We start from the raw sequence: 13,257 nt of genomic DNA, 5'->3' as shown, positions 1-13,257 counted from the left end.
AAGGCACGCGGACGCCTCTTGGCACGATGGCGATGAACTTATCGAAGCCTGGCCGAACCGAGCACCAGAAGCGGGCAACGCTCCGCCAGGGGATAGCTGCCGCTTGGCACGACACGCACCTGGTCGAACCAGGCACCTGCCTCGTCCTTCAGCATGGCTAGTGTCGCGAAACTGTACCTCGTTTCGGAGCCCGCATAGACGTCGATCGTGTCGATGGATGCCATGCTCCATCCCGTGCGTGCGGCAAGGGCTTCCCGATCCGGAAACAGCTCGTCGAATGCCGTACGGATTGCCTGCACACTGACGGTGTTGTCGCAGTCGTCGGTCGTGCACGCCATTGCGATCCGCCATTTGAGCGCGTGGAAATTCTCGACCCCGCCAGCCAGGACCAGCGCTTCGATGCGGCACAGGTCATCCGCTGCTTCCGGCCGCGCGAAAACGCGGATCGCCGCATGCCTGCCAGGTTTCAGCACCCTTGCGATTTCGCCGAACAGCGAACCGCGCGCGACTTTGGAATCGACGGCCGACAGGCATCCGTCGCCGATGACGGCGTCGAAACTTGCCCGCTCGACGGGTAGGTCAAGCCAGTTGCCGGCCATCGCCCTTCGCGAGACGCTGTCGCCGGCCCATACGCCGGAAATCATGGTTGCCGATTGATCGATCGCCAAGATAGACCTGCCCAGGCTTGCCAGTTCGGGGGTTACGCCGAGGAGGAGGACATCGGCGTTCCCGAGATCAAGTTCGCGATCGAATATGCCGACGGTTTCCGGAGTTGGCCGCAGCGGGGCGTCCAGGAGCTTCCAGTGCCGATGATAATTGTCCCAATGATTCGTCATTCAAACCCGTCGGAGCTCAGGAAGGTCTGGCATCGCCTGATTAGAGCCGCTTAATAGAAGCGGGCATGGAAGCCAAAGGGGGATAGCCGTGGCGCGGGTCACTGTCATAACGCATGAGCATGACCGGTTCCTTGGCAAGCGCAATCTTATGTTGCGCAGGGGCAGCCCCTATTTGCTTTTCGATGTTCTGGAGAACCTGAAAAGGCGCGGCCATTCGGTGCGGATTCAACAAGGCCTGTCGAAAACATACAATGCCGATATCGCGGTTCTGCATGTCGATGCAACGATAATGCCGGCAGACTATCTCTCTTATGCCAGGAGTTTCCCATTCTGCCTCAATGTAGGGGCGGGAGACATATCGAAACGACGGATCAGCGGAGCGCTGATAGGCGAGGGCGACACCTGGCAAGGCCCCGTCATCGTCAAGAGCAACCTCAACAATCGAGGCATTCCGGAGACGCTCCTCAATCGGCGATCAGCGCGTGCCGGCAAGTCGCTGCCTTTTCCGCATCTGCCGGCCCTGCGGTCCTATGAAGTCCATGGAACTCTCGGCGACGTTCCAGATGGCGTCTTCGACTGCGATGATCTCGTCGTGGAAAAGTTCATTCCGGAACCGGAGCCCGACGGCTTTGCCGTTCGTTTCTGGGTGTTTTGCGGAGAGCGCGAACGCTGCACCCGCTACGTCTCGCCCAACAGCCTGGTCAAGGCATCGGAAACGATCCGACGCGAACCTGTCCCGGTTCCCGACGAACTGCGCGAGCGGCGGCGTAAACTCGGCTTCGACTACGGGAAATTCGATTTCGTCATGCATGAAGGCAGGGCCATCCTCCTCGATGCCAACAAGACTCCCGGCCGTCCCCAAAATCTGGTGAAGATGTTCGCGGCCGGCGCTGCCGATCTGGCCGACGGTTTCGAAGGCCTCATCCGCCGGGCGAGATAGTCTCCGGTCGGCATTGGTTAGAGAAACAACCGCAACTGGGTGTGGATGATCGACCGGTAATCCTCGATCGTGCGCCGGCTTTCCGCTTCGCCTTGCGCAAGCGCCAGGCGCACGACGCCGCCGGCGAGCTGGAAGATCAGCAGGACCATGCGTTCGAACTGCTCGTGCTTCTCCGGCTCGAGCAAGGCGATGACATGGTCGCAGAACATCTTGGCCTGATTCCGGGTTTCGGCGATGTCGAGATTCTTGAGCGCCTTGTCGGCCTGGATGGCGTTCTGCAGATCCTGGATGGCCGGATCGCCGGCGACACGGCTGAGATAGTCGTCAAGCAGCCGGTCGGCCGCGACGATGACGTCCTTGGCTTCGCGGACATCGGCGATGATCGCCGCCAGGCGCGCCCGGCTGACCTCCGAAAACCGCTCATAAAGCATCGCCAGGATCGCCGACTTGTTGGGGAAGTAGTGATAGACGGTGGCGATCGGCCCGCCCGCCAGCATGCCGACCTCCTTCATGGTGACGGCATCGATGCCCTTCTCGCCGATCAGCCGCATGGTCGTCGACAGGATGGCGTCGATGCGCTCGCGGCTGCGCTCCTGCTTGGGCCTGCGCCTTGGCTCGGTGGCCGTTCGACTTGCTTCCGTCATGCGCCGATCTTTCGCACAGGTTCCCAAATTCCGGTTGACAAGAAATATGATCAAGTATCAGGTTCTGAATGCTGACAGAGTGTCAGCTTTTCTGCCGCGCGGCAAGGACGTTGGGGAGGCGCCTTTGACTTCGACAAGTACCAGTCTTCAGGGCGATGGCGACTGGCTGGTTGGCAATCCGACCGGCGGGCAGCTTGCCTCGGCCTTGTGGATCGGGTCGGTCGGCCTGCTCATCCTAGGCCTGCAGCCCGTCCTGCTTGGTGCCCTCTACACCGAGGGCCATGTCAGCGGCGACGAACTGGCACTGGTCGCCACAGCCGAGATGATCGCCATCGCTATTGGCTCGGCGAGCGTCGCGATGCTGCTTTCCGCCCGCAATATGCGCTGGAAAGGCGCGGTCCTCCTGCTGCTGCTGGCGGTGGCGAATGTCTGGACGGCCTATGCCGCCGGGGCCAACACGCTGATGGCGGCGCGCGCGCTGGCCGGTCTTGCCGAAGGCGGCCTTGTCGCGGTCGCCACCGAACTGATCGCCCGTTCGCGGCGCGCCGAACGCATCGGCGGCTATTTCGTCACCATGCAGACGCTGGCGCAATGCGCTCTTGCCCTGCTGCTGGCGCTCTATGTCATCCCCGCCGCCGGATCGGCGGGGGGCTTCCTCGTTCTCGCGATCGTCTGCGTCCTGTCGCTCGTCGTCGCCTTTATTGTCCCCGCCGACTATGCCGACCTGCCGAAGGAAGAGAACCTCGCCAATGTGCTGACGGTTCCTTCGGTCACCGCGCTCTTGTCGGTCTTCTGCTACTTCATGTTCTTCGGCGCCGTCTGGGCCTTTCTGGAGCCGCTCGGCGCCCAATTCGGCATCGATGGCCGCACCATCGGCCTGATCGTCTCGGCCAGCCTCGCGGCGCAGGTTCTGGGCGCGATGACGGCGACCGTGTTCGAGGCGCGCGTCGATTATCGCGTTGCCATCGTGGCGATCGGCATCGTCGCGCTCGTCGCCTCGCTCGTGCTTGCCAGTGGACCTGGCCTCACGACATTCTGGGTCGCCGCCCTGGTCATGGGTTTTATCCTGCTCTTCATCGTGCCCTACCAGATCCGGCTGGCGATCACCGCCGACGAGACACGCACCGCCGTGCTGCTGATACCGGCTGCCCAGCTTTTCGGCCTTGCGACCGGGCCGGTCGCGGCGTCGCTGCTCATCGAGGGCAAGGATTTTCGCCCGGTTCCGGAATTCGCCGCCGCAAGCGCCGTCGCCAGCGTGGCGTTGCTTGGCCTGTTTGTCCTGGTGGCGCGGCGTCGCCGCGCGATTGCGTGAGCACCATGTCGAACAGCTGGAGCAACTGGTCCGGCTTTGTCACCGCCGAGCCGCGGCTGCTTGCCAGTCCGGCCGATGCGGGCGAACTCGGCGATCTCATTCGCACCGCGCCCGGCCCGGTCCGCGTCGTCGGCGCCGGTCACTCCTTCACGCCGCTGGTGAAGTCCCAAGGCACCATCCTGTCGCTGGAGAAGCTGGAAGGGCTGGTCTCGCATGATGCGAAAAAACATCAGGCGCGCGTACGGGCAGGGACGCGGCTTGGTTCGCTCATGCACATCCTGCAAGGCATCGGCCAGGGCCTGCCCAACATGGGCGACATCGACCGCCAGGCCATAGGCGGCGCGCTGGGCACGGCTACCCATGGCTCCGGGCCGACGCTCGGTGCCTATCACACGCAGCTGGAAACGGTGCAGATCGTCGACGGGCTTGGCAAGGTCCGCGAATTCAAGCGGGAAGGGGATCAGGAGACGATCCATGCCATCGGCGTCGCCCTCGGTGCCTTCGGTGTGCTCAGCGAAGTGACGCTGAACAACATCGCGAGCTACCGGCTGCGCCGCCGCAAATGGGTGCTGCCGATCGTCGACATGCTGCGCGATTTCGAGACGATGATGGCCGCGCATCGTTCGGCTGAATTCTATTACATTCCCTTCTCCGGCTACGCCCAGTTCATCGCCAGCGACTTCAGCGCCGAAGCCACGACGGTGCGCCCGACCGACGATGATGAAGGCTCGTTGCGCACGCTGCGTCGCTTGCGCACCGGGCTTGCCTGGCTGCCGGCGCTGCGCCGCCGGCTGATCCTCGGCGCCGTCGCCAAGGTGCCGGCCGAGGATTATGTGCAGGACTGGTTCAACGTCTATGCCAGCGACCGGCAGACCAGGTTCAACGAAATGGAATATCACCTTCCCTTCGAGGAGGGGCCGAAGGCGCTGGCCGAGATCATCGAACTGACCGAGAAGCATTTTCCGGAAGTCTATTTTCCGATGGAGGTGCGGTCGGTGGCCTCAGACGAATTCTGGCTCTCGCCCTTTCACAAAAGGCTCACCTGTTCCATTGCCATCCATCATGACGCGGCGAACGATCCGCTGCCGTTCATGCGTGCGGCCGAGCCGATCTTCCGCAGACATGGCGGCAGGCCGCACTGGGGCAAGATGCACAGCCTGAAAGCGGCCGACCTGAAAAAGCTCTATCCGCGCTGGGACGATGCGATGGCGGTGCGCCGCGACATCGATCCGCAGGACCGTTTCGTCTCGCCCTACATGGCCGACCTGTTCGGCATTGAACCCAGTCCTTTTGGCATCTAGCGATGAAGGCTTATTTCGCCACGCTTTCGGATGCGCTGAAGCAGGCGGGCATCCTCCAACCCTGCCTGCTGCTCGACCTCGACCGGCTGGATGGCAACATCGCCCTGGTGAAGGAGAGGCTTGATGCCAGCCTTGCCGTACGACTGGTCGACAAGTCGCTCGCTTGCCTGCCGCTGCTCTCCCATGTCGGCAAGGCGCTTGGAACCCAACGCTTCATGACCTTCCATCCGCCGATCAGCGAGGCGGTGCTGAGCGCGTTTGCGGATGCGGATCTGCTGTACGGCAAACCGATGCCGGTCGGCGCGGCAAAGGCCGCGCTTTCCAGAGGCGATGCAGTCTGGTCGCGAGTATCTTGGCTGATCGACACACAGGAGAGATTGGCTGAGTATGGCGCTCTCGCTGACGAACTCGGCGTCGAGCTGCGCATTGTTTTCGAAATCGATGTCGGACTGCATCGCGGCGGCTTTGCCGAACCGGAGGCTCTGTCGCGGGCGCTGAAGGCGCTGCCGGCCCACAAAGGGCTGCGCTGCGAAGGCGTCATGGCCTATGAGGCGCATGCGCCGCACATACCCGCCCTGTTCGGCGGGCCGGCCAAGGCGTTGGCGCAAGCCTCGCAACGGGCCGCCGCTTTCATCGCGCGCCTCGGTATGGACCAGCGCCACATCTTGAACATCGGTGGCAGCAAGACCGCGCTGCTTCATCATGGCGGTGCTGCCAATGAAGTGTCGATCGGGTCGGCCTTCGTGCTGCCCCGCGATTTCGACACGCCAGGCCTCGATGGCTTCCGGCCGGCGGCCTTCATCGCGACGCCGATCCTGAAAGTGGTCGAGCCAATGCTGCCCGGCCCACCTGCGGTCTCGCGTCTGCTCCAGGCGCTCGGCCGGTTTCCGCGCAAGGGCTGCTATCTCTATGGCGGCAAATGGATGGCCGAACCGGTGTTTCCCGAAGGCCTGACGACGAACGGCCTGCTTGGCCTGTCCTCCAACCAGCAATTCATGGGCTTGCCCGCCGCGGCCGCCGTCAGGCCGGGCGACTGCGCGTTCCTGCGACCGACGCAGAGCGAAGCCGTGCTGCAGCAGCTCGGGCCGATCGCGGTGCTTTCCGGTGGCAGGATCGTCGACCGCTGGCCGGTGCTGCCGATGATGTAAGTGTCCGGGCCATCTCCTGATAGTTGACTTAGTCAAGTAAATGTTTGATCCTGTGCCAGCAGGAGATGACTCGATGACAATCCACCATCAACCCGACAAGGCTGCACCCAGCAAAAACCTGATCGATGCGGTGCGGGCCTTCAACCGCTTCTATACCCGTCAGATCGGACTGCTCGACGAAGGGCTGCTGAAGAGCGCCTTCTCGCTGACCGAGGCGCGCGTGCTCTACGAGCTGGCGCATCGTGACGGACTGACCGCGACCGACCTCGGGCGCGATCTCGGCCTCGACGCCGGCTATGTCAGCCGTTTGCTGAAGAAGTTCGAGCGCCTTCATCTCATCTCCAGGGTCACCCTGGTTTCGGACGCGCGGCAATCGTCGATCGCGCTGACGCCGGCGGGCAGGAACGCGTTCGCACCGCTGAACAAGGATTCGCACGACCAGGTCGCGGCGCTGCTCGATCGGCTGCCCGCGTCGGAGCAGGACCGGCTGGTCAATTCCATGCGCACGGTGCAGCGTCTGCTGGATGACAGTGGCGAGCCGAAAATCCCTTATCTGCTGCGGCCGTTGCAGGTCGGCGACATTGGCTGGATCATCCGCCGGCAAGGGATGCTCTACGCGCAGGACTATGGCTGGGACGAAACCTATGAGGCGCTGGTCGCCGAAATCCTCGCAAATTTCGTGAAATCCTTCGATCCGAAATGGGAGCGAGGCTGGATCGCCGAGCGGGAAGGCGAGGTCGTCGGCTCGGTCTTCGTCGTGCGCAAGTCGGACCAGGTGGCCAAGCTGCGGCTGCTCTATGTCGAACCTTCGGCGCGCGGCCTCGGCATCGGCAAGCGCCTGGTCGACGAGTGCATCGGCTTTGCCCGCGCCAGGGGATACAAGACGCTGACCCTATGGACCAACGACATTTTGACCGCGGCCCGGCACATCTACCAGGCGGCCGGTTTCAAGCTGATCGCGGAAGAGCCTCACCATTCCTTCGGCAAGGATCTGGTTGGACAGAACTGGGATCTGGAGCTGTAGCGGCGCGTCATGCCTTGACCGGCACCCAGATCTCCAGCCCGCCATTACCTGTGCGTGCATCGAATTCGGGCCCATAGCGCTCGAATTCCGGCGCGTCGGCGATTTCGTGGCCGGAGGCCGGCAGCCAGCTGTTCCAGATCGTGTTGATCGTACGCCGGATGGTCGAGATGTGCTCGCGATGCGTGAAAACGGCGTATTTCTGCGCCGGAACCCGCACCCGGTAGAATTCCTTCGGCAGATCCGCGAAGTCGCGCACTTCGACGCCGACGACATAGTCGAAATTGCCGGCATCGTCGCCATTGAGGCAGACACCATAGAAAACGCCGGCGACTTCGCCGGGTATGTTGCCGATGTAGGGGCTGAAACGCTGCCACTGCATCGGAATGCCGGCGCTCGATTCGCAGCTGTAGCGCTCGCCGAAGCCGGCGATGAGGAAGGGGCGGCTGGTCTCGAAGCGCGGTGGTTCGAGGCTGGCGAGCAGGGTGTGGTCCATCAGGATAGGCTCCACGAGATCAGGGGTCTTGGTCGAACCTTGCGCGCGCACCAGTTCCGGCGTGGTGCCGAACTGGTCGCGGAAGGCACGGGTGAAAGCCTCATGCGAGTTGTAGCCGGCGTCGAGCGCGACGCACAGGATGTCGGGCGCCCCGCCGGCGAGCCTGCGCGCCGCCTCGGTCAGCCGGCGCGAGCGCATGTAACCCATGACAGAGCGGCCAGTGGCGGCGCCGAAGGCGCGCGTCACATGAAAGCGCGACACGCCGCTGCTTTGGGCGATGTCGTCGAGCGTAACAGCTTCCGGCAGATGGCTTTCGACAAACCATAGCGCTTTCTCGGTCGGGTTCATGGGTTCCTCGCATGTGGCGTCCTCACTCTGGCGCCTCGTTGCCGCGCCAGTTTGATCGAAATTGCGCATGGCGCAAATGGGCGATCGGGCCGCGCGGTCTCGTCCGCGTGGCCTATCGTCTATTGGTGGCTCGGATAGCCGGAAAATTGCCTTGAAGGCCGACTGGTTCAAAGAGCAGACTGGTTCAACGGTAGCGCGCCTGGTTCCATTTGTGGCCAAGCAGCGAAAGGATGATGATCAGCCCGTTGAAGAACTGGACGTAGAAGCCGCTGAGCCCAGCCGCCACGACGCCGGTTTGGATAAACGACACCGTGACGGCGCCGATCGCGCCGCCGGCCACGGTGCCGATGCCACCCCAGGTGGGCGTGCCGCCGACGAACACCGAGGCCAGCACCGGCAAGAGATAACCGTCGCCGGCGGTTGGCCACCAGGTGAAGTTGATCATTACGGAGAACGTGCCGGCGATCGCGGCCCCGATGCCGACGAAGACGAACACCTTCACCCGCACGCGCTTGACGTCGATGCCCATCTGCTGGGCACTGTCGGGATTGTCACCGACCACCTTCACCTGCGCGCCGAAGCGGTGGCGGTTGTAGAGCATCGCCGACAGCACGACGAAGGCGATGGCCCAGAAGATCTGCACCGGAATGCCCAAGAACTGGCTGGAGAAGATCCTGTAGGCCCAGCTGTCTGCAAGCCCGGTTAGCGCCAGCGACTTGCCCTCGTTGATGATCTGGATCAGGCCACGCAGCAGGAAATTCATGCCGAGCGTAGCGATGAGCGACGACAGCCCGCCATAGACGACCAGCGACCCGACGAGGAAGCCGAGCAGCATGCCGGTGACGATCGCCGCAATGATGCCGAGGAACGGATCGTAGCCGGCCTGGACGACCAGCGCGAAGACCCACGACGCAAAACCCATCGTCGCGGGAAACGACAGGTCGATCTCCCCGCAGGTGACGACAAAGACCAGCGGTACCACCACGAAAAGCGCCACCGGCAGCGTCGTCAGTACGGAGCTGTAGAGATACCAGGTGGTGAAGACGGTCGGGTTGGCGATCATGAACACCGCCATCATGACGATGAACACGCCGAGCGTGCCAAGCGATGCACGGTTGTCAAGGATGAAGCCGCGCATCCAGTGATCGGACGGGTGCTTCCACTCGTTCTGGGAACTGCCTTGGCGGGAAATGCCGGCCGCCGGCTCGTGCAGATCGGGCTCCATGGTCTTGCTCATCGTGCTCTCTGCTCCGCGTCGCCGGTGTCGTGCAGTCCGGCCAACCCGCCCGGATGCGCGACGTCTTCCATGAAATTGATGAGGTCTTCGGCCGACTTGACCTCGCTCCGGTCGGCGGTGAGCGCGACCTTGCCGCGGTCCAGCACCACGAAGCGATCGGCGATGTCGAAGACATGATGGATGTTGTGGCCGATAAACAGGATCGAGCGGCCGCTCGCCCGCACCTGGCGCACGAAATGGAAGACCTTGGCGGTCTCGGTCAGAGACAGCGCCGTGGTCGGCTCGTCGAGGACGATCAGTTCAGCCTGCTTGTATATGGCGCGCGCGATCGCCACGCCCTGGCGCTCGCCGCCCGATAGCTGGCCGACGATCGAGTGCGGCGTGAATACTTTCGAGGTGAAGCCGATCTCGCGCATCAGCCGACTCGCCTCCTCGATTTCCTTGCTGACCTTCAGCCAGCCAAGAAAACCGGTGAGTTCGCGGCCCATGAAGATGTTGCGCACGATCGTCTGCTGCACCGCCAGCGCCCGGTCCTGGAACACCGTTTCGATGCCGGCCTCGCGCGAACGTGCCGCACTCCATCCGGTCACCGGCTTGCCGCGGATGAGGATCTCTCCGCTGGTCGGCTGGACCACGCCGGAGAGGATCTTGATCAGCGTCGACTTGCCGGCGCCGTTGTCGCCGATGAGGCCGACCACCTCGCCGCGGTCGACGCTGAGATTGACCCCGCCCAATGCATAGACGTGGCCGTAGGACTTAGCGATGTCGCGCAGTTCTATGAGACGTTCGGCCATCGGATCCTCGCTTGATTGTCTCGCACCAGCTTTCTCGCCAGCGGTCCCGCCGGCCGGGGCCTGATCCCGGCCGACGGCTTGGGAGGTCAGCGCAGCGCCTGCTTGGCGAGTTCTGCGACAATCTCGTAATTTTCGGGCGTGACGAAACCGGCGCCGGTGTCGACATTCATCGGCGCCAGACCCAGCACCACCTGCTGGCACAGGCTGAGGATCGGCAGATAGCCCTGCAGGAATGGCTGTTGGTCGGCCGTCAGCTGCACCCAGCCGCCCTTGAAGCCCTCAACGATCTGCGGGCTGGTGTCGAAACCGAAGTTGAAGATATCGCCGGGCTTGCGCCCCGCCGCCTGCATGTAGGTGGGGACATTGCCGAGCATCTGTCCGCCGGGGTAACCAACCATCTTCACATCCGGGTTGTTCAACAGAGCCGCGGTGATCACCGGTATCGCGAGATTGGGATCCGCCGCCCATTCGGTCGCCGAACTGATCTGAACCACGTCGATGCCGGCCTCCTTCAGTGCCGCGACCGTGCCGCGCTCGCGCGCGCCGCGGCTCTCATTGTCGAACGGCCCGATCATGATCGCCTTGTCGCCGGCCTTCAGCTTGGCCAGCTTGAAAGCTTCGGCGCCGAGTGCGCGGCCCTGCTGCTCCTGCTGGGCGCCGACATAGCCGCCGCCGAATGCCGCGACGACGGTCGGTACGGGGACGTTCTGGTACATCATCTTGATGCCGTCCTTATGCGCCTCTTCAGCGAGCGGCATGATGGCAGAATCGCCGGGATGGCCCATCATGGCAATGCCGTTTGGCTTTACCGCCACCGCCTCGCGCAATTGCTGCACCATCTTTTCGATGTCCCAGCCCGAGAAGATGTAGTCGACCTTCGGCCCGAGATCGGCCGCGGCCTGCTTGGCGCCATTATAGACGATGGTGCCGAAGGCGTCGCCCTCGGCGCCGCCGACGAAGAAGCGGATGTGGACGTCCTTGCACCATTGGCCATCGAGCGCCTGCGCCGGCAAGGTGGAGATTGCGGCGGTAAGCGCCGTGGCGGCCGCCACCACGGTCGTCCGCAGAAGTGTCGTTCTGATCGCGATGCTCATGCACGTTCCTCCCATTGTTTCCCTCGTCAGCCGAGGGGCCTTTGAACGATTGCTTTGGCAGTACCACTTGCGGCCGGCTCCTCCCGCCGACCGGTCCTCACGCCGGATTTGGCAGGTAGCTCGCACCTCCCCGGCATAGCTTGAGATACTCCAGCGCGCGTGCCTGCCCCGTGATCTCGAGGTCGCCGCGATAGACCGGGTCGTGCCAGCCTTCGATGTCGATCGCACCCTTGTATCCGGCCAGCCGCAATTCGCTGATCACCCGCGTCCAGTCACTGTCGCCGAAGCCTGGCGTGCGCATCTGTACGAACGGCAGACGGCCGAACACGCCGTGCTCGCGAATGACGTCCCAGCGCACCGTCGCGTCCTTGCCATGGACGTGGAAGATGCGTGGCGCCCATTTGCGGATCTGCGGCATCGGATCGATCAGATAGACGAGCTGGTGGCAAGGCTCCCATTCGAGGCCGAGATTGTCGTCAGGCAACTCGTTGAACATCAGCTCCCAGGCGTCCGGATTGTGGGCGATGTTCCAGTCACCAGCAGCCCAGTTGCCGTCCATCGCACAGTTCTCGAAGGCGATGCGAACGCCCTTGTCGTCGGCGCGCTTGGCCAGCGGCCCCCACACCTCGCGAAAGCGCGGCAGGCTGTCTGTCAGCGGCTTGCCGCGGAGCCGGCCGGTAAAGCCGCAGACCATCGAGGCGCCGAACAAATGCGCATTGTCGATGACCGTCTCCCAGGCCTGGAGCACGCCACGGTCGACATCGCCGCCCTCCAGCGGATTGCCGAACACGCCGAGCGACGACACCGTGACATCGGCATCGCCGATCGCCTCGCGGATCTGGCCCGCCAGCCGGGGCAGGTCCTTGCCACCCAGTGTCTGCCAGAAGAAGGGCTGGATGCTCTCGAAGCCGAGCGGCAGGATTGCCTTGATATAGGCGGCCGGGTCGTCGAGGTTGGCCCGCACCATGGTGCCGATCCTGATGTCGAGGAGCGGGTTTGGCATCATTGTGCTTCCTTTGCGATCATCACGCGGCGTCCGGTTTCGGCGCTCTCGATGGCGCCAAAGACCATGGCCAGACTCTTGATATTGTCGGCGCCGCGCGTTTCCGGCTCGGTGCCGGTCTCGATGGCGCGCATGAAATCCCTGATGATACCGAGATGGCCGTCGACGCGGTCGGCGGGATCGAGCGCGGGCACCTCGATTGGCTGAATTTTGTCGAACATGCCGTCGCGGCCCGGCACTACCATTTCCGCCTTCAACCCTTCATGGCCGTCCCAGATCAGGCTGCCGCGCTCGGCGACGATGCGCCAGCTGCCCTCCCAACTGGTGCGGAAGCCGGCCGCGCACCAACTGCCCGCATAGGTGAAGACCTTGCCGCCGCCGAGATCGAAGACCGCGCTGGCCGACGAGCCCTGTCGGTACCAGGAATTGGCCGGTTCCCATTCCTGGCAATGGACGCCGGCCGGCTCGCCATTGACCATGTAACGGGCGGCGTCGAATGCGTGGATCGCCATGTCGAGCAGCAGCACATGGGCCATCTCCTCGCGAAAACCGCCGAAATGTGGTGCGACGAAAAAGTCGGCGTGGATGCTGGTCGGCTTGCCGATGGCGCCGGAGTCCAGAAATCTCCGGATGCGCCTGACATCGGCGACATAGCGGCGGTTTTGGACGACGGCATGGATGCGCCCGGCCTGGCGGGCGGCCTCGACGATGGCGCGGGCATTCTCCGGGCTATCGGCGAGCGGCTTTTCCGTCAGCAGATGGCAATGATGGGCAAAGGCGGAAAACGCAACGTCGCGCCGGGCGGCGGGAACCACCACATCGAAGACCGCTTGCGGTCGGGTCTGGTCGAGCACGGCGTCGAGACTGGTGCCAATGACGGCACCACCAAGGTCGTATTCGCGAGCCCTGGCCTTTGCTCTGTCGGCATCGAGATCGACAAGGCCGACAATGGCGAGCCCGTCGATTTGCCGCGCGGCATCGAGCCAGGCCTTGCTCATCGCTCCGCAGCCGACCAGAACGGCGTCGATCATCCAGCGCTCCTCCTCTCGGCCCCTCCAGGCCGATCGTCCCGGCGTTCACGGC

Annotated in this window: 13 protein-coding genes; 5 read left to right on the top strand and 8 right to left on the bottom strand. The window is 63.6% G+C overall.

The annotated features are described in order from the left end of the window. Window positions 1-38: 38 nt before the first annotated feature. Window positions 39-836, bottom strand: coding sequence for a class I SAM-dependent methyltransferase (locus tag FJ941_RS17195; RefSeq protein WP_140507378.1), 798 nt, complete (start codon window positions 834-836; stop codon window positions 39-41). Window positions 837-924: 88 nt separating this feature from the next. Between FJ941_RS17195 and FJ941_RS17190 the strand changes: the two genes are divergently transcribed. Continuing rightward, entirely contained in the window at window positions 925-1,776 is an 852-nt protein-coding gene (locus FJ941_RS17190; protein WP_140507376.1) for a hypothetical protein, read from the top strand. Between the two features lie 17 nt (window positions 1,777-1,793). Here the strand turns inward: FJ941_RS17190 and FJ941_RS17185 are convergent, their stop codons facing one another. Further along, window positions 1,794-2,420 carry a TetR family transcriptional regulator gene (locus FJ941_RS17185; RefSeq protein ID WP_140507374.1) on the bottom strand — a complete coding sequence of 209 codons (627 nt, stop codon included), beginning with the start codon at window positions 2,418-2,420 and terminating at the stop codon, window positions 1,794-1,796. Window positions 2,421-2,544: 124 nt separating this feature from the next. Here FJ941_RS17185 and FJ941_RS17180 point away from each other — a divergent pair, with 124 nt between their 5' ends. The 4 genes from FJ941_RS17180 (at window position 2,545) to FJ941_RS17165 (ending at window position 7,205) form a co-directional block, all read left to right on the top strand. Then, window positions 2,545-3,732: an MFS transporter gene (locus FJ941_RS17180; RefSeq protein ID WP_140507372.1), complete on the top strand. Its 1,188-nt coding sequence runs from the start codon at window positions 2,545-2,547 to the stop codon at window positions 3,730-3,732. Between the two features lie 5 nt (window positions 3,733-3,737). Then, window positions 3,738-5,033, top strand: coding sequence for a D-arabinono-1,4-lactone oxidase (locus FJ941_RS17175; RefSeq protein ID WP_140507502.1), 1,296 nt, complete (start codon window positions 3,738-3,740; stop codon window positions 5,031-5,033). Between the two features lie 2 nt (window positions 5,034-5,035). Next, complete coding sequence (locus tag FJ941_RS17170) at window positions 5,036-6,181, top strand: alanine racemase (protein WP_140507370.1); 1,146 nt, start codon at window positions 5,036-5,038, stop codon at window positions 6,179-6,181. Window positions 6,182-6,254: 73 nt separating this feature from the next. After that, complete coding sequence (locus FJ941_RS17165; RefSeq protein ID WP_140507368.1) at window positions 6,255-7,205, top strand: helix-turn-helix domain-containing GNAT family N-acetyltransferase; 951 nt, start codon at window positions 6,255-6,257, stop codon at window positions 7,203-7,205. A 7-nt stretch (window positions 7,206-7,212) separates the two neighbouring features. Here FJ941_RS17165 and FJ941_RS17160 read toward each other — a convergent pair whose 3' ends face one another. The 6 genes from FJ941_RS17160 to FJ941_RS17135 form a co-directional block, all read right to left on the bottom strand. Continuing rightward, window positions 7,213-8,046 (bottom strand): AraC family transcriptional regulator, encoded by an 834-nt coding sequence (locus FJ941_RS17160; RefSeq protein ID WP_140507366.1) that lies wholly within the window; start codon window positions 8,044-8,046, stop codon window positions 7,213-7,215. Window positions 8,047-8,230: 184 nt separating this feature from the next. After that, window positions 8,231-9,283 (bottom strand): ABC transporter permease, encoded by a 1,053-nt coding sequence (locus tag FJ941_RS17155; RefSeq protein ID WP_140507364.1) that lies wholly within the window; start codon window positions 9,281-9,283, stop codon window positions 8,231-8,233. Then, window positions 9,280-10,077 carry an ATP-binding cassette domain-containing protein gene (locus tag FJ941_RS17150; RefSeq protein ID WP_140507362.1) on the bottom strand — a complete coding sequence of 266 codons (798 nt, stop codon included), beginning with the start codon at window positions 10,075-10,077 and terminating at the stop codon, window positions 9,280-9,282. Before FJ941_RS17150 ends, FJ941_RS17155 begins: the two co-directional genes overlap by 4 nt. 86 nt (window positions 10,078-10,163) lie before the next feature. Next, window positions 10,164-11,171, bottom strand: a complete 1,008-nt coding sequence (locus FJ941_RS17145; protein WP_140507360.1) for a substrate-binding domain-containing protein — start codon at window positions 11,169-11,171, stop codon at window positions 10,164-10,166. Window positions 11,172-11,268: 97 nt separating this feature from the next. Then, the gene (locus FJ941_RS17140) at window positions 11,269-12,177 is read right to left on the bottom strand and encodes a sugar phosphate isomerase/epimerase (RefSeq protein ID WP_140507358.1); all 909 of its coding nucleotides are present in this window, start codon (window positions 12,175-12,177) and stop codon (window positions 11,269-11,271) included. After that, window positions 12,174-13,205 (bottom strand): Gfo/Idh/MocA family oxidoreductase, encoded by a 1,032-nt coding sequence (locus FJ941_RS17135; protein WP_140507356.1) that lies wholly within the window; start codon window positions 13,203-13,205, stop codon window positions 12,174-12,176. Before FJ941_RS17135 ends, FJ941_RS17140 begins: the two co-directional genes overlap by 4 nt. Window positions 13,206-13,257: the final 52 nt, after the last annotated feature.

The sequence above is a fragment of the Mesorhizobium sp. B2-3-13 genome, from assembly GCF_006442195.1.
Taxonomy (GTDB): domain Bacteria; phylum Pseudomonadota; class Alphaproteobacteria; order Rhizobiales; family Rhizobiaceae; genus Mesorhizobium; species Mesorhizobium salmacidum.
The sequence above is the reverse complement of the archived record's forward strand: the minus strand, read 5'-3'. Positions and strand labels throughout refer to the sequence as shown.